The sequence below is a fragment of the Paenibacillus sp. J5C2022 genome (assembly GCF_025567625.1).
Classification (GTDB): domain Bacteria; phylum Bacillota; class Bacilli; order Paenibacillales; family Paenibacillaceae; genus Pristimantibacillus.
In genome coordinates, this window is sequence record NZ_JAOQJC010000003.1 from 160,656 (window position 1) to 184,481 (window position 23,826).

Here is a 23,826-nt window from a genome sequence, read left to right on the forward strand (position 1 = left end):
ATTCGATTTAAAATCGGGGGAGCGGCTGCCGCATTACGCCTTGTTCCGCTCCCGGTATTCTGTCGGAGTGAGTCCTGTCATTTTCTTGAAGATGCGCACGAAGCTGTTCACATTGGAGTAACCTACCTGCTCCGCGATGTCTCTTATTTTGTCCTCCGTGCCTTCCAGCCTTCGCTTGGCATGACCCATCCGGACTTCTATTACATAATCGATAAAGTTGCATTCCTTCTGTTCCTTGAACAGCTTGCTCAGATGGGAGATGCTGATATGAAATTCGCTGGCAAGCAGATTGAGCGAAAGATCGTTGCGCATATAGTGCTCTTGAATGTAACGCATCGCTTTGTCAATGACGTCATTCTTCTCGCGGCTGCTGCGCTTCTCCTTAATGCGTACGACTAGCCGTTCCAGAGCGCTGACCGTGAATTGCTCCAGCTGTTCCAGCCGTTCGTACTGGTTCAGCATATCGACCAGCGACTGCTCGGGGAATACCCCTTCCGTATCCACGCCGATCTCCGCGGCCGAGGTGGCCGCTTTCATCAGACATTGCACGACCAATTGCATAATCATCTCCGGCGGCACGCCCTGTTCCGCTATCGCTTCGAACCACTTGCCCACTTGCACCCGCGTCTTCTCGGCGTCCGGAAGCTTCACAGAGGCGACAATACCGTCTGTCATGCCGAACAGCTTATAGAATTGCGGCGATGAATCTCCCGTAATATCCTCGCGCGTAATAATGGAATTGCCGCCCATCACCAACTTGTAGCTCAGCGCTTCCAGCGACTGCTTGTAGGCATGCCGCAGTTCTGCAAGCTCCTCTACCGGATCGCCGATTCCGATCGTAATCGTCCGCCCCAAGTACTCCTGCACGAATTCCTTCATCAGATCGGCTACCGCGACCGCCCTCATGAAATGGCGTTCCCGGTCTTCCCCGTCGTCGAAGCACATCACGATCGCGCATTTGCCATTGTCCAGCTCGGAGGCGATTCCCGCGCTCTCGGCGTTCATCAATTCTTCGGCCACGTTGCAAAGCGCGTACGCATACAGCCTCAGATCGCGCGGCGAATCAATCTGCCCTTTGTTGTCGAACTCGACGCTCATGACAACATAGCGGTCCGAGTACAAGGAGATGCTCAGCATCTCCAAGTACGGCTGCAGCACGGTCCGGCTTTTGACCCGGCCCGACATGAGTTCCGACATAAGCCGCCATTTGATCAGCGGCTTGCTTTCCACGACCTGCCGATGCAGTTGCTGCCGATCATCCAGAATTTCCTGTACCGTCGACTCGAAATACTGGAATTCATCGGTGTATTTTCTCGCGGCATGCTTGGGCGAGTCCGTCAATCGGCTTCTCATCGAATGCATGAACCGGTTCACCGGCTTGAATGTCCATCGGCCGATCACGGCGGCTGAAGATGTCGCGACGACGAATAGCACAACCGCCAGCGCAGCAAGCCCGTTCCGGAATAAGATGAGCGGCCTGGAGAACTGCGATTCGGGAACAACGCGCACGATATGCCAGCCGGTATAGATGTCGTCGACATAGAATACCGAGGAAGTCGTCTGATCGACTTCGTCAATGAAGTGGCCGCTGTCCGCCGAATCGTTCAATAGATGACGGATATACGAAAATTCGCTAATGTCTTTGCCCAGCTTGCGCTTGTCCGGATGCAGCACCACGACGCCATCGCCGTCGACGATAAAGGTCTGGCCCTCATCGGCTTCCACCTTATTCTCGATAAGCCCGAACAAGGAATCTTCCTTGATGTTAATCGTAATGGCGCCTTTCCTGGAGCCGGGAGAGTGAATGAGCGGATAAGTTCTGACGAGCGTCACGACGTTCCGGTATACGGGATACTTGGAACGGTTAATCATCACCTTGCGGGTCGTGATCCACTCGAAGAAGCCGTCATATCGCTCGAATTGGGTCACCCATTGGAAATCGCCCGACAGATCCGTCTCCGTCAGTATATTGCCTGAATAGAGCCGCTCCTTGTCATACGAATATAAATCGATCGTGAAAATATAGTCCATGCTTTGAATCGCGTTCGACATCAAGTTGGAAATTCTGATCTGATTGTTCCTGCTCTGCTGCTCGTTCAGCTCGTAGTCGAAAAATCGGACGACATCTTCATGTTTGAGCAATTGGATCGCTGACTTGTCGATATGGTTCAATGTAAGATCCAGCTTATGCTTCACCTGACCAAGCAGCTCCGTATTCGTATCGATCAACTGTTCCTTCAACTGACCGTTGAATACGGTATAGGTGAAGAAGATCGAGGAAAACACAAGGAGAAACAAGACAACCGACAAAATCCCGATCGCTTTGACGAGCCTTCGATTTTTCGCCAGATTCATGTCTGTTCCCCCCTGAATTTTAACCGTTGTTCATTCCATGCCCATGGAATTAAAATCCGCTTTTATTCTCCTCGTACCACTTCTGCGCAAGCTCTTCGGCCTTCGCGCCGCCAAGCCGCTCCCATTCCTTCCGAATCTCGCCCAGCGCCCATTCTCCATCGTACTTCTCGCCCTGCGTCACCGCCGTCGCCCGCGTCTCCCTGATGAAGGTATCCAGCGTCGAGCGAATTTCGTTAATTTCATTGAAGCTTGGCTGATATGGAATGTCTCTGCGGAACTCATTCTTAAGTGCAATCTTGAGCGCTTCCGCATTCAGCTTGGCAATTTTCTGTGACAACTCGTCATCGGCGGCCATCACCAGAAGATCCTCCGGCTTGACGACCTGCTGCCTCAGAACGGCATATTCGCCGGCATACAGTACTTCCTTGTTGAATTTGTCGTCGTCAAGCCGTTTCGGCACACCGTCCACCAAGTTATAGTGAACGCCTTCATCGCCGTATACCAGCGGGAACCAGCCTTCGTCGACCATCCAATCCAAATATTCGATAGCGGCTTTCGGATTTTTCATGTCTTTGTTGAACGCAACGAAAATGTTAGGCGACGATTCCTGATAAGCGCCGTATTTGCCGTATGGCGACGCGACCATTTCCAGCGGCACAGGCTTGGCATCGGGCACATTCGTAAGCAAATCCTGCGTCATAATGTCAACATTTCCATTGCCCCACTGGCCGAGATAGATGCCCGCTTTGCCTGTCGTCCACAGCTGCTTGGAGCGCTGGTTGTCATTGTCCGTCAAATATTCGCGATCGACAAGGCCAAGCTCGTACAACTGCTTCTCCAGGCCAATCACTTCGGAGAATCGGTCAACCGTCGCGCCGTATTGCATCTTCCCGTCCTCCAGATACCACAGGAAGTTCATGGCTCCGTACATTGCCGCGTATATATCGTTGGAAGTATGTCCGACGATCGGCGTGCTGTCGGGATAATGCTCTTTGAACGCTTTGGCGACCTCGATGAACGCTTCCACAGTCGTCGGCTGCTCCAAGTTCAATTCATCCAGCCAATCCTGACGAATCCACATGCCATGGTTGGCAATGGCAATTATCGGCCGTTTCGTAGCTACGGCGTAGATTTCGCCGTCGAAGGTCAGATGAGGCAGAAGATCGGGATTTTCCTCCAAATATTTTTTATATGACGTACTGTATTTCTCAATATAATCGCCAATCGGCTGAATAACGCCCTGGGTTACCAGCTTCCCGATATAGGAACGGTCATATTCCCATACCAGATCGGGCGCCTGTCCCGATGCGAACAGCACGTTCAGCGAATCCTGAGACTGATTGCGCGGCACCGGCACGATAGATACATCGATGTCGGACTGCTCCCGAATCCACTTCACCCAGCGGTTGTCCTCGTACGTGCCTTCATCGCTGGATACCCGCCCGCGGTCGAACATGGAGATGCTTACTTTCTTGGGCAATCCCTCATACGGATCTGCTTCCGCCTGCTTGCCGTCACCCTGCTGGGCGCTCTCTGTCGGCGGCGTATTGTTGTCATTGCCCGGCGCATTGGATCCGTTCGCGCCGTTCGAGCAAGCCGTTGCAAGCATGGCCATTATCATAGCCAGCGCAAGCAACAGATGCCCTCTCGTTCTTCTTTTCCCGTTTCGTTGCATAGTTGACCTCCTATTGGTTTTTTAATTATATCAAAACGCGCACTGGGCGCGAGTGATAACCAAGATTACAAGATTGCAAAATTGCAAGATTTCACTATCCTTTAATGGAACCTAGCAGCACGCCCTTAATGAAATGCTTCTGCAGGAACGGGTAGACGCAGAGAATCGGCACGATGGCGAACACGATCGCCGCCGCCCGAATGCCCTCCGGCGTAACGATGGCTTCCATAACGCCTTCGCCGCGCAGCAACTCGCTGCTGACCAGATCAATCATTTGATACAGCTTCACCATTAGCGACAATTTGTCCGTGCTGCGTATATAGATGAGCACATTCATGTAGGAATTCCACCAGCCCACCGCGTAGAATAGCGTCAACGCAGCGATAACCGGCTTCGACAGCGGCAATATAATTTGCCACAAGATTCTGAATTCACTTGCGCCGTCGATCGCCGCCGATTCCTCCAGCTCTTCCGGCAGCCCTTCCAGGAAGGACTTCATCACAAACATGTTGTATGCGCTAATGAGCGCGGGAAGCCATAGCGACCAATACGTATTGACCAGCCCCAGACTGTTCAGCAGCAGGAAATTCGGGATAAGACCGCCGCTGAAGAGCATCGTGAACAGAATCGCCATCAGCATCAGGTTCCTGCCCTTCAGCCTGGACTTGGACAACGGATAAGCCGCCATAACCGTGAATACCATATTAAGCACGGTTCCGATCACAGTAATGAGGACTGTATTCTTCATGGCGATAATGAGCTGTCCGTCCCTGATCAGATTATGGTAAGCGTCGAGATTGAACTCGATCGGCCACATGAACACTTCTCCCGCATTGATCGCTCGGCTGCTGCTGAGGGACGTGGCAATGATGTTGACGAACGGAAACAAGGTCGCATAGGCGCATAGCGCCAATAAAATATAATTCAGTCCATTCGCGAACGTATGACTGCGACTGCGCATTCGAGACACGCTCCTTTCTTATGCGTTACCATAAGCCCCGCTCCCCCATCGCCTTGATGATCCGGTTCACGGACACGACCAGGATTAGAGCGATAATGGATTGGAACAAGCCGAGAGCGGTCGTATAGCTGTACTGCAAATTGACGAGCCCCCGCGTATACACGAAGGTGCTGATCACCTCCGACACGCTTGTCACCGCATCGTTGCGAAGCGCATAGATCTGCTCAAATCCGATATCCATCATTTGACCGACCTTCAATATAAGCAGAATCGCGATCGTACTGCGAATGCCTGGAAGCGTGACATGCCAGATCTGCCTTAGCCTGCTTGCTCCGTCGATCTTGGCCGCTTCATACAGCGTCGGATCGATGGATGCCATTGCGGCAAGATACAGAATCGTGCCGAAGCCCGCTTCCTTCCAGATGCCGGAGGCGATGAAGCTGACCTGCCACCACAATTTGTCGGCCATAAAATAGATCGGTTCCAGTCCGAAGCCCTTCAGCAGGTAATTCACGAAGCCGGTGGAAGGAGACAACAGCGCGATCACAATGCTTCCCAGCACGACCCATGAAATAAAGTGGGGAATATAGAGCAAATTTTGCAGCGTGCGCTTATACCACTCCACCCGCACCTCATTCAGCAATACGGCCAACAGAATCGGGACGGGAAACGCGAACACGAGCTGATACAAATTAAGCAGCAGCGTGTTTTTGAGCACGACTCCGAACTCCCTGCTCGCGAACAGCTTCTCGAATTGGTCGAAGCCGACCCATGGGCTGCCCCAGATGCCGTCGGCCAGACGATAATTTTTGAAAGCAATAATTTCTCCAAACATCGGCGCGTATTTAAATAGAAGCAGATAAGCCGCAACCGGCACGAGCAGCATATAAAGAAAACGGTTACGCGAAAGCTGTCTCCAAAATGCCGACTTGCGTCCCGCTTGCTTCGGCGATTTCGCGGGCAGCTGGGATGGAATGGCTGATTGTGCCTGTGCGTGCTTCACTGGCGATGCTGATCTCATCGAAATGTACTTCCCCTTTCCCTTGAATTTGTGTGTTTCTGCCCCGCATCCCTAAACTAACATGCATCGCTTCACGCTTGAAACGGCCACTTTTTGTTGCGCTACGCTTTAACCGTTTTGAGCGATCTACAATTTTTGTGATCGTACGCTTTTCCGGTTATTTCCAAGCTTTCTCTTGCGTTTCTTGCCCCTTGTCCGCCGGAAAACGCAAAAAAAAGATCACCAATCCAGCCTGTTGATTCAGGTGGTTGGCGATCTATTTGCACTTCCATCTGGCGTTATATGTCAGCTTCCATGCTTTTAATATTGATCGTATTTCAAATCCATTGTGGCAAAGCCGCAAAATTCCGGGAAGGAATGCAACACCTTGTCAATCTCCGCTTGATCATAGCCCATCTTCTTTAGATGCATCTGCTTCGCCTTGCGCTCCACGGATTGGGCTGTCTCGAAGTCTTCGATATGCTCGAACAGCTTCGCGCCCCATTTCTTGCCGAAATTGACATGAAGCCGCTCATCCGCAATATCGAACTCCGACTGGACGGATGACAGCGGATCTCCATGCTCCAGAAAGGCGTCGATCGATTTGCGCTTTTTAATGAATGAACAAGGCTCCATCACCATCGTCAGTGCCGCATAAAACTCCGGAAAAGCCGTTTTCATATTTTCCTTTGAAGGCACAGTGCTGGGATGCCAGGAAAATTGCTGCGTCTTGTAGCCCATCTGCTTCAGGCGGCGAACGCCCATCTGGCTATGGCGCACTTCGTCCCAAGTATGGCGCGCCACATCATAATAGAATGCCATCGGCATGCGCTGAACGCCATAGTAGAGATAGGTCAGTGTCTCCGCCGCCGACATTTCGCTCGCATTGATGAACACCATATGCTTGACGCTGTCATAGGTTGGGGACTTGGGATCGAACATCGCACTTTTGAACTTCGTCAAGTCTACCAATGGGTACAGGGGGTCAATTGCCGCTTTTGGAGGAACGGGACCGGCAGGCCGCTCGACAGAGAAGGCCGGCCATTCGATCGGCGCATGCTCTTCGGAGCTGTTCATATGCAGCTCCATCGTTAGCCATGTCTCTTCCACATAATCTTGCCATTGATGGAATTGTTCTCTATGCTCCGGATGATTCACTGAGGCGAATTGCACATACTCTCTTCCCCATCGCATCAGCTCTTGCCGATTTGTCTCTATATATTTGAAGCGTTCCAGCGTAGGGGCATCCAATATCGGGTCCAGCCTGCCGGATAGCCGGGCATAGCGATCATACAGCTTCGTCACGGCCAATTGATAGGACGCAGCGAATGCTTCAATAGAAGGCGCTATCGATATTCTCTGGAATGCTTCTCTTATTGTATCCGGCGTCCACTTCCCGCGTCCCGTACCGGGACCCGGCAGCTCATCCAGACGCTCCTCCAGGAACTTCATATGCGTCGTGTGCAGATAAGAGAGCTTGACCAGTTCCCCCTTCTTCTCCCAATCGGGAATGGACGCTACCCAGCCCATGGTCATCCGCGAGCATTCGAATTCCAGCCAATAGATTCTCCTCAGCAGATTGCCTGTATCGACAGGCCGCAGCATACCGCGACGCTGCTCCTTCTCCTCCTCCAGGAAGCTGTAATCGTTCAAATCTACTTCAATTCTCTCCTTCACGCTTATCGCCTCCATATGATGTCGAACGGCCGTCATCTCCCGCTCTTCATCATGAGCTTGTATTCCCCCGGCGTCATGCCTGTCGCCTCCTTGAAGCTCCTTATGAAGTGAGGGGAATGGTTAAAGCCTGTACGGCAAGCAATCTCCGCAATCGTAAGCTCCTCCATTAGCAGCAGCCGCTTCGATTGCCTTATCCGCTCCAGCATCAAGTATTGATAGGGCGTGTACCCCGTACACAGTTTGAATATTTTGTACATATAAGATCTGGAGACATAGAACTGCTCTGCCAGAACCGACATCTCCATCCCTTCGCAGCAATGCTCCATAATATACGCCCTCATCCCTGCGCATATATCACGCATCTCGGACGAAGCTCGTTCCGTACGGACGGCGGATTCCTGTGCGCTATCTATCAGTGCTCTCATTGCCTCTACCTCAGCGAACCCTTCATCCATTGATGCAGACCCCGATCCAGATCGTCCATAATGGAATCTGCATGCTCGAGGCCCACCGATATTCGGATTAATCCCGGGGGAATGCCTGTCGCTTCCGTCGCTTCCGGCTTCATCCCTGCACCGGGATAATTCATAAGGCTCTCGAAGCCGCCCCAGCTTGGACCGACCTCGAATACCCGCATCGCTCGGGCCATCGCTGTAATATCTCTTGTCGCTCCCTCACTTGGAATAAAGCTCATCAATCCGCTATAGCCGGACATCTGCTTCTGCCCCAGCTCATACTGGGGATGCTCCTCCAATCCGGGATAGAACACTTTCTCTACATGCGGATGCTCCTTCAGAAACCGGGCAATGCGAAGCCCATTCTCCGCATGCCTGGCCATTCGCAACGGCAAGGTGCGCAGCCCCCTCGTCAGCAGCCATGCCTGATGCGGGTCCATAATGGCGCCATACATGCCCCGTTCATTGACCTGAATCGATTGGATGCTCTCTTCCGATGCGACAAGCATGCCGCCAATGAGATCGCTATGCCCGCCCATATACTTGGAAGCGGAATGAACTACGATATCAATGCCCAGTTGCAGCGGGTTCTGATAGAGCGGCGTAGCCCACGTATTGTCTACAATCGTTGCGATCCCCTTGCTTCTCGCCAGCTGCGCTATCCCACTCAGATCCTGCATCGAGAACACATTGGATACTGGACTCTCCAGATAGAAGAGCTTCGTGTCGGGACGAATCGCCTCCTCGAACTGCTCTACACAATCACCGGGGACAAATGTGCTCTTCACTCCCAGCTTTCGCAAGTAAGATCCAATAAATGTGCGGGCCGGCGCGTATAAGCTATTCAAGGATACAATATGGCAATCCTTCTCTATCACATGCATAATCGCCGCCGTGATCGCCGCCATGCCGGAGGAGAAGGCCAGCGCGCACTCCCCGCACTCCAATGCAGCCGTCTTCCGCTCCGCCAGCTCCAGCGTAGGATTGGACATGCGGGTGTAAGTATACCCGTGGTTTTTCGTCTTGCGGGTAAATAGAGTGTTCTGAAAGATAGGGGGAACGATGGCCCCTTCATAACGATCATAGTCGTCTCCCCAATGTGCGCAAATATCTTCCTTCCTCCACTTGGCAAGGTCATCCTTGACATCCATGACCGCTCGCTCCCTTCCCAATCCGTTCATCGCAGTCTGTCTATCGTCACTTCCCAGCCCGCTTCATGCGCGGCTGCATCGTCGACCTCGATCGCTTCCGGCACGCTTATCCGCATCACTCGCTGCATCCCTTCCTTGCTCCAGCATACATCGATGCGCCCGAGGGGCGTCGGAATCGCCCCCTCCGCCCAGCTTAGTTCCGTCTCCGGCGGCTTCACCCTGATCGCCTTGAATCCATCCTCGATCCTCTCCACGCCTAACAAGTACTTCCCCGTCACATAAGCAGGCGCCGCGGACCATGCATGAGCGAAGCTCCGCGTGGCTGGATACGTCTCCCATGCAGTCGTCGAGCCTTGCCGAACCATGCCTCCCCATACGTTGCGGATACGCTCCAGTATGCAATCCAGCCTCCCCATGTTATGCCAGGCTTCGAACAGATAGAACGACATGAATGGAGAGCTGATTGGCACCCACTCCTTCGGCGGATGTACGATTCGCTCTTCCACACAGGAACGCTGCTCTTCGCTGAGCGCTTCGAATAGATAGAGCAGCACATGCGTCTGTTGACTGAAGGTGGATGAATATTCGCCCGATCGATAGCGTCCGTCTACGAATGCTTCCTGCTCGGCATCCCATAGATGCTCGCCCAGCGCCTTCCTCATCCGCTCCATCAGTCCGCTCCACTTCCGGGCTTCTTCTGTATAGCCCAGCCCTTCCGCCAGCTCTGCCGCTATCCCGCAGCAATACGCCAGGACGCCATGCTGGGCTGTGCCGACCCCGACCGCCGGGATATCCATATCCGCCCAATCGATCAGATTCCATGAGCTGATATCGAACAGATCGTCATCATTCAGGAATTCGCAATACGCCTCAAGCACTCTTGCGAATTCGGGATATACAGCTTGCCGGAAGCCGGCATCTCCGCTATAGGCGAAATAATCCTTGCAAGCGATCATCCAGCTGAACGTCCACATCGGGATGACCGATTGCCAGTCGGTAGGCAGACACGACAGCAGCAGTCTGCTCTGGTCCTGCGATCGGGGGACCATCTCCAGACAATGCTTCACCAGCTCGTAAGAGCCGAACAAGTAATAATTGACCAGGGCGCTTACTCTGCAATCCCCTACCCAGAACACGCGCTCATAAGTGGGACAGTCGACGAACGTATCCTCCGTGCATACTTCCGAGGTATGTCTGCATATTTCCCATATATCGTTCAGCAGCGGGTCCGAGCAGCGGAAGACAGCCTGATTCGTCACCGGATAGCCGGACTGCTCAACGGCGATACGATACAAGGACAGCGGCCCGATCTGCCGGCGCACCGCTATCATCAAATACCGGAAGCCCATTCTCGACAAGCTCTTATAGCTTTGCCGACCGTCACGGGCAGTGTACCGGAAAGCATTGTTCAAGCCGGACGTGTATCGAATACGGCCATCCACTATCGCTTCAAATCCGTATATATCCAGTACGGTGCCGGCGTCCGCTTCGAGCTCCAGCATGACTTGGCCGACGTACAGCTTCCCGAAGTCGATCACGTACTCCCGGTCCCCTCCAAGCTCGGGAACGGGAATAATCGTCGGATACGCATGGCTGTACAGCATTCTCTCCTGCTCCCGATGAATGGCATAGGCAGCAAGCACACGCTTGCGCAGCATAAGCGAATAGATCATCATGTTGTCCATTACGCTTGTCGCCGGCACCGTCTTCGCCTCTTCACGATAACGCTGAAGCATCTGCACCGAGTTCACGCTTCCGGCCTCCAGGAAGGCGGGCAGCTCCTTATGGAGTCCGCTCCGCTTCTCCACTCCGCCATATACCGGCTCATAGCCGTCGGCTATCACTTCTATGACCTGGAAGGGACCCAGCGTGACGAAGGGGGAAGCCCCCTCCTCCGGCAGAGAAGAGAAGGGATGCTTGAACGAAAGCTCCATATCGAAGTCCCATTCCATGTGACTGATGACATCGTTGTAGACGCCTCCCAGTTCCACAAGAAGCATATGCTCTCCCTTCTTCAGCAGCAGTTCGTCACCGGGCATATGCCACTTGTCATTGATCTTGAATCTCCCCTGCAAGCCATTCCAGGGTGAGTGGGCGAACTGCAGACACCCTCTTGCATCCTGCTTCGCTACAATGACCGTAGCGAAGTAACCGGTGAATATCTTCGCGCTTGCATCCCGGTTGCCGGGGAAGAACTGCTCCCGCATATTGACGGAGACGACCTTCTGCAGCGGCTTCACTTCTGAATGGGATAAGAGTTGCCCGGGATAGACGATCCGCTTGCCGAACGGCTCAATCACGCGGGGATGCAGCTCACTCCACACGCCCTCTCCGCCGCGGCATAGAGGTACGGCTTGCTCCCAGTGCGCATCGTCATAATTGCCATCGGTCCACTTCTCCGTCCAGCGCCTGGCATCGTACACTTCCAGCCACCCGATATTGACGTTGCGCTTCACGACGTTCCGCTCATAACCTTCATGCTTGTACGCCTTCCAGCCTTCATCCGTAGCATACACGCTGTTATGGCCTTCACTGTCCGTTATATCAAGCTGAACAATCAGCCCTGCTCGATTCTCTACATACTGATAGTTGGAATGACCGTAATGCCATACGCTAACCGCAATTGTGTTCACACCTTGGCGCAGCAGCTGCGCCACTGCATATTGCTCGTAATACCAGTGATTCGAGGTTGACCGTATAGGCCCTTCTCCCGCTTCCGTTCCATTCACCCATAACTTGAAGCAAGTATCGGCGCTTATGCGCAATTCCGCCGAGGCGATTGACTTTCTATCCCATTCGAACGTGTGACGGAAGCAGACATGCGCATTTATGGGCCTCGCTTCTTCGTCGATCCAGATCCAATCCGCCTTCCAGTCCATCGCTATCCCTCCCCTTGAACGGATAGATCGTCTACTTGATTCGGCCGATTTCCTTCAAGCCTGCGGTAACCTCTTCATCGTATGTGGGACCGCCGATCTTCTCCCATTTGTCCAACATGCTGTCATAAGCCGCATCGAAATCCTTGGCAATGATGACTTTAGAGATTTCTTCGTACAGCATACTCTCCAAGGCGCTCATATTCTTCTCGCTGAATGGGCGCTCATTCGTCAAGGTCGGCAGATAAGTCCCGTACTTCTCCATTATTTCACGATATTCCACCACTTTCCTTGCGAATGTCTCTCCCTTGTCCCGATATTGGATCAAGGCTACGTCCGACGGATACCAAGGCAATCCCAGGCTCATAATCTGCAGATCGGCAGAATACCACTTAATATCCTTCTCCTTCTTCTCCGCATCCGTGACGATTCTTACGCCCTGCTCTATCGTGTAGTGTTCGTCTTCGAAGCCGTCATTCAGCGTCACCTGAACGTCCGGATCAGACATCCAGTTCAAATACTTGATGACAGCGTCCGTCTTGTCCTTGCTCGTCTTCGGAACCATAATGAACATGCCATACGGAGCTCCGACACTCGTCATTTGCGCGCCATCCGGCGCGATGAACGGCTCTACCGTCACCCAGTCCACTTCCGGAATCTGCTCCTTCATCTTCAAGTCAAGATTGTAGGCAATCTCATTGGAGTCGACGAAGCCTACATAACCGGCCAGCACATTCTCCGTATGCTTCTGCGAGTTCACATCGGTTAAGAATTCCTTCGGAATGAGCCCTTCCTTGTACAGCTTGTTCATGAATTGGAAGTGATTGCGTCCTTCAGGCGTTGTAATGGCAGATCGGTATTGACCATCCACGATGTTGCCGGAAGCAAAATACAATTGCGTACCGGGGCCCTCATTGTCGATACCGGCGCCGTAAGTCGTGCCGAACATAAAGCCTTTGGCCCCCTGGCCAAGCGCCGGGATGGAATAAGGAATGACCTTGTCCTTGCCTACTCCTCCGGGGTCCTGCTCCTTGAACACCTGCAACACCTCATACAGCTCATCCAACGTTGTCGGCACGGCAAGTCCCAGCTTATCCAGCCAGTCCTTGCGGATGCTCATGGCCGGCCCTGCCTTGTTCGGCTTCTTCGCCATGACCGCATAGCGCTTGCCGTCATAGGTTCCGACCGCTTCCATCGCTTCCTTGTTGTTGATCATGATATCCTGCCCGAACTTCTGAATCGATTCATCCAGAGGTGCCAGGCCGCCTTGCGAAGCGAACTTCAAGAAGGTGTTCAGGTCGTAGGTGAGGATGACATCGGGCGCTGTGCCGGATGCCATCCATGCACTCAGCTTGGCGGATTCCTCGGAACGCGGCAGCGGAACGTATTCGACTGCAATGCCAAGCCCCGCTACTTCTTCGTTTATCCAGCGAGTCATAATCGTATCCGTAATTTTCTGCCCTTCGGGCGCATTGCCGCGCTCCCAGATCGATACTTTAATCGTCTCCGTCTTTTGCGGCTCCTCTGCCTTCGTTTCGTTGCTTTTGCCGCTTTCGCTCTGTCCCGTGCCGCCGGTTGCCGCAGGCTCCTCCGCATTTTTATTGCCGGAGCATCCTGCCAGAGCAGCCAATATGAGCATCATAACCAATACCACTGCTGTCAGCTTATGCATTCTTCTCATTCGAATTCCCCCTCATTCCTATTTTCATCCCTTAACAGAACCAATCATGACACCCTTAACGAAATACTTCTGCAGCCAAGGATATATGAACAGAATTGGCACTGTGGAATAAACGATGGTCGCCGCCTTCAACGATTCCTGAATCAACTCCAGGCCGAACTCCTCCTGCAATGTCTCCATCGAGGTGTCCATCTGTGACAACAGCAATATATTCCTCAGCTTCACCTGCAGCGGATACAGATCCGGATTATCAATATACAGAACGGCAGAGAAATAACTGTTCCAGTGGCTGACGGCATAGAACAAGCCGATCGTCGCCAGCGCCGCCTTCGACAGCGGCAGAACGAACAACATAATGAAGCGGATATTGCCGCAGCCGTCGACCGTGGCCGACTCCCGTATCTCTTCCGGCAGACTCCGGAAGAAGGACATCATAATAAATACATAGAAAGCGTTAACAAGTCCGGGAACAATAAGCGCCCATAGCGTATCCAGCATGCCGAGCTCCTTCACCAGCAGGAAGGAAGGGATCATGCCGCCGGAGAACAGCATCGTAATAAGAATGAAATTAATGACCGGCACTCGGCCCTTCAAGTCTCTTCTCGACAACGGATACGCGGTTATGACCGTGAAGAGAAGATTAAGCAGCGTCCCCGCCACGGCGAGAAACACCGTTACCAGCAGAGAGCGAAATATAATGTTATCAATCAACACCGCTTTCATCGCATCAAGCTGGAAATCGACAGGCCAGATGAATACTTGCCCGGTCTGAATCGCATATTCACCGCTGAAAGCAGTCGCGAACTGATTGAGGAACGGGAACACGCATATAAATACGAAAAAACTAATCAAGCTGTAATTGCCTATCGTGAAGGCAATGTCTCCCCTGCGGGAGCTGCTGGCGAAGCGCGGTCTGCCCCCCTTTCCTACCATAGGCCTTCCCTCCCCATCTTGCGTACGGTGTAGTTGGCGCCGAGAATCAGGATAAGATTGATTAGCGACTGAACGGTATCCACAGCCGTCGTGATGCTGAAGTTGCCCTGTACGATGCCGTAGGAATAAATAAAGGTGGAGATCACCTGCGAAATATCCAGAACGATAGGGTTCTGCAGCGCAAAAATATGCTCAAAGCCGATCGTCGTCAAGTTGCCGATGTTAATAATAAGCAGAATAAGAATCGTCGGCATGATGCCTGGAATCGTAATATGAATAATTCGCTTTAATCGCCCGGCTCCGTCAATCTCTGCCGATTCATACAACGCAGGGTCGATTGAGGTCATGGCCGCCAAGTACAGAATCGTCCCCCATCCCGCGCTTGCCCATATCCCGGAACCGACATAGGAGGCAACCCACCAGAAGGGCTCGATCATAAAATAGATTTCCTCTAGACCCGCTTTCCTCAGCACTTCATTCACGATTCCATAACTTGGAGAAAGTACGTTGTAGACGATGCCACCCAGAATAATCCATGACATGAAATGAGGCACATACAGCAAGGACTGCGACACTCTCTTAAACCACTTCAGCCTGATCTCGTTCAGCAAGATTGCCAATAGTATCGGGGCGGGGAATCCGAATACCAGCGACCAGATGTTCAGCATGATGGTATTCTGAATTATCTTCCAAAAATTAGGGAGATGGAACATTTCGCGAAAATACGCTAATCCCGCCCATTCGCTCCCCCACAAACCCGTAAACATGTTGTAATCCTTGAAAGCGATAATATATCCCGCCATCGGTATGTAGCGAAAAACGGCAAAGAAGACGATACCGGGAATGAGCAATAAATACAGGTCGTAATTTTTCGCCCATTCGCGCTGAATCGCCTTCCGCCTCGGCGCTTTCGACGGGACGACGGATACCTCTGTCAACTTGGCATCCCGACTCATTTTGTCCACCCCCTGATCTGCTGGCTATATCCTTATTTAATCAGGTTTTGAAAGCGCATACTATTAGGTTTTTGGAACATTATATTCGTTATTCGAACACCTTTTATGCTCCCCCTTACTATGGCCTGCTATAGCTTGCTGCGATACTCTTGCGGCGACTGGCGCTCATACTTTTTGAACACCTGATAGAAGTAAATATAGTTCTTGAATCCCGTCAACTCGCTAATCTCCGAGATACGCCTGGTCGGGTCGCGCATTAATCGCTTGGCTTCCCTGATTCGTGTCCGGGTCACAATATCGACAAAGCTGCTGCCGGTCTCCTTGCGCAGCAGCCGACTCAGATGGCCTGTGCTAATATGAAAGCGGTCCGCTACAGCATGCAGTCCAATATCTTCTTCAAAATGCTCGTCGATGTATTGAAGAACCCCCTTCACCAGCGGCCCATACGCCGCCCAGTTCCTATCGCGCAGCCTCAGCCGGCTCGATACCTCGACATACCGCTCGCGCAGCTGCTCCAGACGATGAAGCGGATAGCTGCATTCATAGCGGCAGCGTCCCTCCCCGAATTCCAACAACGCCCGCTTCAATGCATGCTCCCGGCGATGAACGGAGCCGGCAATGACTTCGTCCGCTGCCGACGAATGATACATGCAGACGTAAGCCACTTCGTTCAGCATAGGATAGCGGTATACCTCTTCCTCCTCCTCTAGCTTCATAAGCAGAAGAGATTCATCCAATTGTCCCAACCAGCTCTCGCTGGACTCCGTCCCAACTTCCTCACGAATGACGAATAGCACATAGGTATGCTGGAGCAGTGACAGCGTATGGGCCGCTCCGGCAGATTCATACAAGCGAGACAAGTCGGCTTCCCCTGTCAATATATCGGATATATACTGGCGTCTGGCAGAAGCGATCAACTGCTCCTTCTCTTGCACAGCAAGGCGTTCTTGCCTCAGTGCGTTCGTTGCCTTCGTTACGGCCGCCATCATCTCGTCGTTGTTGAGCGGCTTCAATATATACTCCTGAACGCCGAGACGTACGCACTGCTTGGCATATTGGAAATCCTGATAGCCCGTAATGACGATCACCTTGCAGCTTGCCAACCGTTCCAGCGCATATTCCGCCAGCTGCAATCCGTCCATGTCCGGCATTCGGATGTCGGTAATAATGATGTCAGGCTCATGCTGTTCGATGACCCGCTTGCCTTCTATGCCGTCGCCGGCGCTGGCGACGAGCTCACAGTCCATCGAGGGCCAGTCCAGTGTCTCGACAATCGCTCTTCTGATCAATGGCTTGTCTTCAATAACCACCACTTTCATCGCCAGCATGGATGTCCTCCTTCCCTGTCTTCGGCAGCTTGATTATGATCCTCGTCCCTTGATGCAGCTCGCTGCGAATCTCGATTCCGTAATCCGCGCCGAACAAGATGCGCAGGCGCTTATGAACGCTTCGCACGCCGACGCGGGTTCCTCCGGAACCGGAACCGGAATCGGCGGCAGTGAGCGCATACTCTTCCTCCCTCAGCAATGCTTGTATCATGTCCTCCCTTATGCCAACCCCGTTGTCCTCCACCTCCAGCATCAGATGCTCCCCCTTGTCGCAGCAACGGATATGGATAATGCCGACGCCTGATTTTTTCTCAATGCCATGGATAATTGCATTCTCCAGAATAGGCTGGAGGATGAATCGGGGGACGATCCATTCCAGCGCACTCTCTTCTATCTCGTACTTTACCTGCAAGCGGGATTCATAGGTGATTCCTTGCAAGGTCAAGTAATCGCGGATGAATTGAATCTCTTCCCGGAGCGCAATGAAGTCCCGCTTGCGGCTTATGCTCTCCCTGATCAGTCTGCCGAGCAGATAGATCGATTGTCCAATCTCCTGCTGCCCGTTAATTTTGGCCATACTGTGGATCGATTCCAGCGTATTGTAGAGGAAATGCGGATTCATCTGCGCTTGCAGCGCTTTATATTCGAATTCCAGCTGCTTGTATTCCGCCCGTTCCTTCTTCAGCTTCTCTTGGCTGGCCTCATGAATGAGCTCCTTGATTTTCGCAGCCATCCCGTTGAATTTCTCGGCGATAATGCCTATCTCATCGCGTCCGTCCGTTCGAATGACCGTATCCAATGCGCCTACGGACAGCGTCTTCATACGATTAACGAGAATATACAGCTTGTTCGTAATGGATTTGGACAGCAAGGCCGCATTAATGAATGCAGCGGCAAAGGCTACAATGAAGGTGACGAGGAGCCAGAATTGGATCGTCTTCATATAGGATGTGAACTGGTTAAAGGAAATAATGTTATGCAGTCTCCAGCGGCTGTCGGAGGTACTATTGGAGATATGAATGTATTTCTTGTTGCCGTGGTAGAACTCTTGATCCTCCCTGGCGGCAGCGGCAAGGAACAGCTCTTCGGAGAAGCTGTTATTGTAAATAATCAATTCTCCTTCGCCGTTCGTGTACATAATTTCGCCAGATTCTTCGCTATGCGGATAGATGGATTTGAAATATTCGCTTTCTACGCCAAGCACGAGAGAACCGCAATATGCCGATGATTGAAGATCGTACATCGCCCGCTTCATGAAAATGATTTCCTCGTCTCCTTGGCTCCAAATCGTCTGTCCCCGCTTGTCGTTCAGTCTCTCGATGTCAGCCTTGGATAGCTTGAAGCCCGACAGTACCGGATGATTCGTCGAGCCAAGGCGGAATTGCGCATACATCTCGCCATTTCTATCGTATACCGCGGCATAAGGGAAGATAGCGTTGGAGTAGACCATTTTATACAAGAACTGCCGAATGGATTGCTCCTTGGCGATATCGTCATAGTTATTCTTGTCTTTATCGATCATCATCGGACAGAAGCCCGCATTTTTATACTGGGCGAAGGACAGCTCTTCCACCTCTTGTATTTTTTGCTCGAAATTCAATGCCACTTGCTCCAGCAGCAATGCCGAGCTCCTGGAGGACATCCCCTTCATTAGATTGGTGGACGCATAGTAATGCAATACACTGCTCATGGCCAGCGACAGAAAGATTAGAAGAAGGAAGGAGAAGAGAAATTTCGTCCTCAGCCTCCAATCTTTAAAGTTCAACCGCAACCTCTCTCGTCTCATGGATTCCCCCGTTTCTGTCCACGCTCAAGATCGATTCAGGGCAGACTGTTCATGTTCACATGTCTTCTCTGGGACCGGCTCTCATTGACAGCTTCAATGAAACGGATGATGGCAAGCGTCTCCTCAGCCGCGATATCCGCTCTTCCCGTACGGAACATCTTGATGATCCTCTCCAGCATCACTGCCGCCATAGGCTTACTGCTCTCCGCCGATGTGATGGCCACGCTCCTGTCCCTATAATGCAAGGTGGCTCCATACTGGTAATTGCCCGTCCGATTGCCGCGAATTGTGCCTATGCGGCCGTCAGCCCACTCCCCCACGGCATATTCGAACCGGTCATTGAAGGTGGCGCTTACCGATTCGCAGTGACGGCCAAGTATGCGGAACAGCATCTCGACGCCATGTATGCCGTACCAGAACCATCCCGGATTCGTCGCCTCCAATGCCATGGGGCTATAGCAATCCGCCCCCATCACATCGGCATCCTCCTTCAGTGCCGTCTCCAGAGGCTCCAGGTACCGGAGCACTGAGCAACTCATAATCGGAATGCCATAACTGGCTGCAAGCTTGTAGATATGCTCTGCTTCCTGCAAGCTGCAAGTGAACGGCTTGTCGATGAACACAGGCTTCCCGTAACACGCAATCGCTTCGAACTGGCTCTTATGCACTCGTCCGTCGACACTCGTAATAAGCAGCGCATCGCTAGCCTCTGCTACTTCCTCCGGACTTGCCATAATCGCAACGCCGTACTGCCCGCGCAATTGCTCGGTGAAGCCTTCGACGCGGCTATAGCTGGCTGCCAGATCGGAAGAACCGCCCGGATAACCCGCCATGATTCGCGCACCGGGTACATGATGGGGATGTGCCGGATCTTGAAGCAGCTCCGTGAATTTGATGACATGCGACGTATCCAGCCCGATCATTCCCAGCTTCAATTCCTCGTTAACCATTCCCGTCACCTCACACTTGATAAGTAGCGTACCTTCTCTTCATCAACTGCAATGCCCAACCCCGCTCCTGCCGGAAGCTGCAGCTTGCCTCCCTTAATCGTCAGGGGCTGCGCAAGAATGTCCTCTTGCAGATATTGCGGCCCGTTCCACGCGCATGGCGTAGTCACGCCGAAAGCGCAGGCGAGCTGCAGATTGGCGGCCAAGCCGACCCCCGTCTCCGTCAAGCCGCTGCACACCGTCATAAGCGGCGCATGCCGGGCGATCTCCATGCATATGCGTGACGGGAACAGCCCGCTGTTCCGGGTTGGCTTGGCGACATAAGCCGTAATCAAGTCATGACGTATCCACTCCATCAGCTCTCTCGGGGTCACGATCGGCTCGTCTACTCCGATCGGGATGCGCAGGCGGGATGTCAACCGAGCCAAGTCCTTCAATTGATTCGAGGGCAGCGGTTGCTCGAGCAGATCAAGTCCGCTGCTCTCCAGATCCGGCAAGATGCGCACTATTTCATGGAACGCATATCCGCCATTGGCATCGCCCCATAGGAATCCGTCCGGCACCTTCTCCTTCAGCCAATTGCACTGCATCACATCGAAGGCTGCATTCATCCCCAGCTTCACATTGAAGTTGCGATAGCCATGCTGCAGACCATCGTCTACAGATCGTTCCAATGCATCCATATCGGAAGCGCTTACCGTCCAGCTCAGCGCAACCTCCGCTGCGGGCTGGTAGCCCCACAGCTTCGCAATGGACATCCCCCGTCTTCTTCCCAGCAGATCATGGACAGCCGTATCTATGCCGCACTTGGCGATAGGATGCGCCGAAGAGAATGCCGGTGCGATAACAGCATTCATCGCCTGGTGGATACCGGCAATGTCGTCCGCATCTCTGCCGATTACAGCCGGCAGAAGGTAATTGTCCAGCGTGCCGACGACCGTCTCCATCGTCTCTGACGACCACAGGCGGCTTGGCGAAGCTTCTCCCCATCCTGAATGGCCGGCTTCATCCGTCAGTTTGATCAGCACAACCGTTCGAGCGTTGCTCTTGCCTCCGACGGCGCCGCGCGACGTTTTGAACAGGCCCTTCATAGGAATATGCAGCGGGAACAGCTCTGCTCTTTCAATGTTCATGGCGGGATGCACCTCTTCCCGATTTTTTGACATTGGCTATGATGCCTTCTGTCGTATACCAGGGATCTCCTGCGACGATCGGCAGTTCGACCTTCCGGCCAAGCGTAGCTGATTTGTATATCGCCGTAATCGCTTCAATTGTCCTTCTGCCCTCCAGCCCGCTTACCGACGGCTCCTCATCGTATACAATCGACTGGAACAGATCGTAATAGCAATCGCAATGGCTTGGCTTCGGCATATCCAGCTGCGGCTTCGCCTTCGCTGCGACGCTCTCCAGCCTCCGCACCTCTTCCGCATCCATCTTCGCCCCTCCTTGCTCTGTCTGTCTTACCGCATGGACAAAGTAGGGGTAGCTGACATAATGGCGATCGGAAGAAAAGCTCATCGCATGCCCTTCCTTGACCGTGTTCAGCGAACAGCTGACTTGCGCCGCTGCGCCGCTCTGGAATCTGAACATCGCCAGCGACAGGTCCTCTACTTCAATATCGTGATTAAGCGTGTCCATCTCCGCCTGCACACTGGCAAGAGGCGTATCCATGAGCCATAGGAACAGATCCAGCGTATGAATGGAGTGGTTCATCGTCACTCCGCCGCTCTCCGTCTCGAACTTGCCGCGCCAAGGCACGTCGTAGTAGTTGCTGCCGCGCCAGTAATTGCCGCTCATCTGCGCGAATACGACTGGCCCCATCATGCCGGACGACATAATATGCTTCATCTTCTGAATATCCGGCAAGAAGCGCAGTTGGAACACGGTAGCCAGCTTGCATCGATGCTCGCGTGCCGCCTCCAGCATCTCGTCGCAATCTTGCAGGGAAGGCGCCAGCGGCTTCTCGCACAACACATGCTTGCCCATCCGGAATGCCTCAATGGCCGGTTCCTTATGGAAGAACGGCGGTGTACACAACGCAATGACATCAATGTCCTCCCTGCTGAGCATGTCCCGGTAATCGGCGTAGATGTCGGCTTGTGCTCCGGCCAATGCAGCCGCCTCCTCCGCCTTCTCCAGATCAATATCCGATACCGCTTTAATCTCGCACCAATCATGCAGCAGTCGGCAAGCTTCTATATGCCTCTTCGCTATTATACCGCAGCCGATAATGCCAATTCCGAATTTCCTCTTCATCGCTTCTCATCTCCTATTCGCAGCCTGTTAGTCGCCTGCCTTATTCTACCTTCATCTTACAACACGCCGACTTCATTGACGGCGGTTACGTTGCAATAGGAGATTATTATGCAATGATTGTCGCTCACCCATTTCCGCTAACGGATGCCGTTCTCCTATTTCCGCTAACGGATGCTACAGAAGCTATTTCTAGCTTATTAGTCTCATTTTAAATGTAACGGATCTGACGGAGCTTATTTAGCTCTAATTCATTAAATCGACGGTAGATGAAGTGGATTAACGTCGCTGACAACCGTTACGCTTCAACATGTGTCATATCAGCTCCAATAACCGCAATAGCGACCGTTAGGCTTACTATCCATAGTGGATGCGCGCCGAATCGTGAACTTAAGCAAAGCAATGTGCAACTCCACTACCGCGGCCAAGCATACAAAGCAGTGCGCAGCTTCGCTTCCGGGGGGGCGAGCATATAATGGAATCGGGGGGCAACCATGCAGCAAAAAAAAGCGCAAGTTCCGAGATGAACATATCCCGAGAACTTACGCTTTTTTATTATTACTGCCATCCCGTCATGCTCAACAGGGCCGCTTCTTCGTACGAAATCTATGAGACAGCCCTTCGCATTATCTGACAATCGTCTCCAAGGCCGAACGATCGGTGTGCTTCACAAGCTGAATCAGCAGCTCCTTCGCTTGCGCGTAATCCTCCGTATGAATGAGGGAAGACGACGTATGCGCATAGCGGGTGCAAATGCCGATGACCGTGGACGGCACGCCTATGCCATGCAGTTGGACACGGCTTGCATCAGTCGTGCCCTTGCCGACATAATACTGATACCTGATGCCGCAGCTATCCGCGATGTCGGTAACGAATTCCACCAGTCCGCGATGCGTGATCATGGCGCCGTCCAGTATGCGCAGCAAGGTGCCGTCGCCGAGCCGGCCGAACGCCGAGCGGTCGCCGGTCGCATCGAATGCCGGGCTGGCGTCAAGCACATAGGCGATATCCGGCTGAATCAGCTCGGCCGCCGTATGGGCTCCCTTCAGTCCGACCTCCTCCTGCACTGTCGCTCCCGCATACAGCGTATTCGGCAGCTTCTCATCCTTCAGCGCCTTGAGCAGCTCGATGGCGAGGCCGACGCCGTAGCGGTTGTCCCACGCCTTCGCCATAATCGTGCGGCCATCGGCAAGCGGCGTGAACGGGCATACCGGCACGATCTGCTGTCCCGGCTTAACGCCCAGCTCCATCGCTTGCTCCTTGCTGTAAGCGCCGATGTCAATGAACATCTGCTCCATGTCAACCGTCTTGTCGCGATCCTTGCCGAGCATCGGCGGAGTGGCGATGACGCCGGGAAGCGCTCCGCTTGCCGTAATGACATGCACCCGCTGCGCCGGGAGCACCCCATTGTTCCAGCCGCCAAGCGGTGAGAACTTCAGCATGCCATGCGGCGTAATCTGCGTGACCATGAAGCCGACTTCATCCATATGGCCCGCTACCATGATTTTCGGACCGCCTTCTTCCCCCCGGCGCACCCCGAAGATGCTGCCGAGCCGGTCTGTTATGATCTCATCGGATACCGGGGCAATCTGCTCCCGAACGAATGCCCGCACTTGGGACTCGAAGCCCGGAGCGCCGGGCAATTCCGTCAATGTTTTGAACAAGGATAACGTCTCTGCATTCATTGGATATCCACTACCTTTCCTTCTGCGGCACAAGCGCCTTCCTCTCTCGCAGCTTGTCCGTCCGAATTTCCACACTTCCTCTATACTATACCATTCCTATGTCCAAA

At 53.0% G+C, this 23,826-nt stretch carries 17 protein-coding genes; all 17 read right to left on the bottom strand.

Going from position 1 to position 23,826, the window contains the following annotated elements; genetic code table 11:
* Window positions 1–33 precede the first annotated feature (33 nt).
* The 17 genes from M6D81_RS03820 to M6D81_RS03900 all read right to left on the bottom strand — a co-directional run bounded on the left by M6D81_RS03820 (window position 34) and on the right by M6D81_RS03900 (window position 23,719).
* Window positions 34–2,355, bottom strand: coding sequence for a helix-turn-helix domain-containing protein (locus M6D81_RS03820; protein WP_262675488.1), 2,322 nt, complete (start codon window positions 2,353–2,355; stop codon window positions 34–36).
* 49 nt (window positions 2,356–2,404) lie between these two features.
* A complete protein-coding gene (locus M6D81_RS03825) occupies window positions 2,405–4,030 on the bottom strand; it encodes an extracellular solute-binding protein (protein WP_262675489.1) in 1,626 nt (541 codons plus the stop codon).
* 94 nt (window positions 4,031–4,124) lie between these two features.
* On the bottom strand, window positions 4,125–4,991 hold the full coding sequence (locus M6D81_RS03830) for a carbohydrate ABC transporter permease (protein WP_262675490.1): 867 nt from the start codon (window positions 4,989–4,991) through the stop codon (window positions 4,125–4,127).
* Between the two features lie 25 nt (window positions 4,992–5,016).
* Window positions 5,017–6,012 carry an ABC transporter permease gene (locus tag M6D81_RS03835; RefSeq protein WP_262675491.1) on the bottom strand — a complete coding sequence of 332 codons (996 nt, stop codon included), beginning with the start codon at window positions 6,010–6,012 and terminating at the stop codon, window positions 5,017–5,019.
* Between the two features lie 300 nt (window positions 6,013–6,312).
* The gene (locus tag M6D81_RS03840) at window positions 6,313–7,668 is read right to left on the bottom strand and encodes a DUF455 family protein (protein ID WP_262675492.1); all 1,356 of its coding nucleotides are present in this window, start codon (window positions 7,666–7,668) and stop codon (window positions 6,313–6,315) included.
* Between the two features lie 32 nt (window positions 7,669–7,700).
* Window positions 7,701–8,093, bottom strand: coding sequence for a helix-turn-helix transcriptional regulator (locus M6D81_RS03845; protein ID WP_262675493.1), 393 nt, complete (start codon window positions 8,091–8,093; stop codon window positions 7,701–7,703).
* Between the two features lie 5 nt (window positions 8,094–8,098).
* A complete protein-coding gene (locus M6D81_RS03850; protein ID WP_262675494.1) occupies window positions 8,099–9,274 on the bottom strand; it encodes a trans-sulfuration enzyme family protein in 1,176 nt (391 codons plus the stop codon).
* Window positions 9,275–9,300: 26 nt separating this feature from the next.
* Window positions 9,301–12,153: a glycoside hydrolase family 78 protein gene (locus tag M6D81_RS03855; RefSeq protein ID WP_262675495.1), complete on the bottom strand. Its 2,853-nt coding sequence runs from the start codon at window positions 12,151–12,153 to the stop codon at window positions 9,301–9,303.
* 31 nt (window positions 12,154–12,184) lie between these two features.
* Window positions 12,185–13,831 (bottom strand): extracellular solute-binding protein, encoded by a 1,647-nt coding sequence (locus M6D81_RS03860; RefSeq protein ID WP_262675496.1) that lies wholly within the window; start codon window positions 13,829–13,831, stop codon window positions 12,185–12,187.
* Window positions 13,832–13,855: 24 nt separating this feature from the next.
* Window positions 13,856–14,764, bottom strand: a complete 909-nt coding sequence (locus M6D81_RS03865) for a carbohydrate ABC transporter permease (RefSeq protein WP_262675497.1) — start codon at window positions 14,762–14,764, stop codon at window positions 13,856–13,858.
* Window positions 14,758–15,720, bottom strand: a complete 963-nt coding sequence (locus M6D81_RS03870; protein ID WP_262675498.1) for an ABC transporter permease — start codon at window positions 15,718–15,720, stop codon at window positions 14,758–14,760. Before M6D81_RS03870 ends, M6D81_RS03865 begins: the two co-directional genes overlap by 7 nt.
* Before the next feature lie 128 nt (window positions 15,721–15,848).
* Window positions 15,849–17,048, bottom strand: a complete 1,200-nt coding sequence (locus M6D81_RS03875) for a response regulator (RefSeq protein WP_262675499.1) — start codon at window positions 17,046–17,048, stop codon at window positions 15,849–15,851.
* A complete protein-coding gene (locus tag M6D81_RS03880) occupies window positions 17,020–18,834 on the bottom strand; it encodes a sensor histidine kinase (protein ID WP_262675500.1) in 1,815 nt (604 codons plus the stop codon). Before M6D81_RS03880 ends, M6D81_RS03875 begins: the two co-directional genes overlap by 29 nt.
* 35 nt (window positions 18,835–18,869) lie before the next feature.
* Complete coding sequence (locus M6D81_RS03885) at window positions 18,870–19,784, bottom strand: Gfo/Idh/MocA family protein (protein ID WP_262675501.1); 915 nt, start codon at window positions 19,782–19,784, stop codon at window positions 18,870–18,872.
* Between the two features lie 5 nt (window positions 19,785–19,789).
* Window positions 19,790–20,947 (bottom strand): mandelate racemase/muconate lactonizing enzyme family protein, encoded by a 1,158-nt coding sequence (locus M6D81_RS03890; RefSeq protein WP_262675502.1) that lies wholly within the window; start codon window positions 20,945–20,947, stop codon window positions 19,790–19,792.
* Window positions 20,904–22,037, bottom strand: coding sequence for a Gfo/Idh/MocA family protein (locus M6D81_RS03895; RefSeq protein ID WP_262675503.1), 1,134 nt, complete (start codon window positions 22,035–22,037; stop codon window positions 20,904–20,906). Before M6D81_RS03895 ends, M6D81_RS03890 begins: the two co-directional genes overlap by 44 nt.
* Before the next feature lie 623 nt (window positions 22,038–22,660).
* Window positions 22,661–23,719: a M42 family metallopeptidase gene (locus tag M6D81_RS03900; RefSeq protein ID WP_262675504.1), complete on the bottom strand. Its 1,059-nt coding sequence runs from the start codon at window positions 23,717–23,719 to the stop codon at window positions 22,661–22,663.
* Window positions 23,720–23,826: the final 107 nt, after the last annotated feature.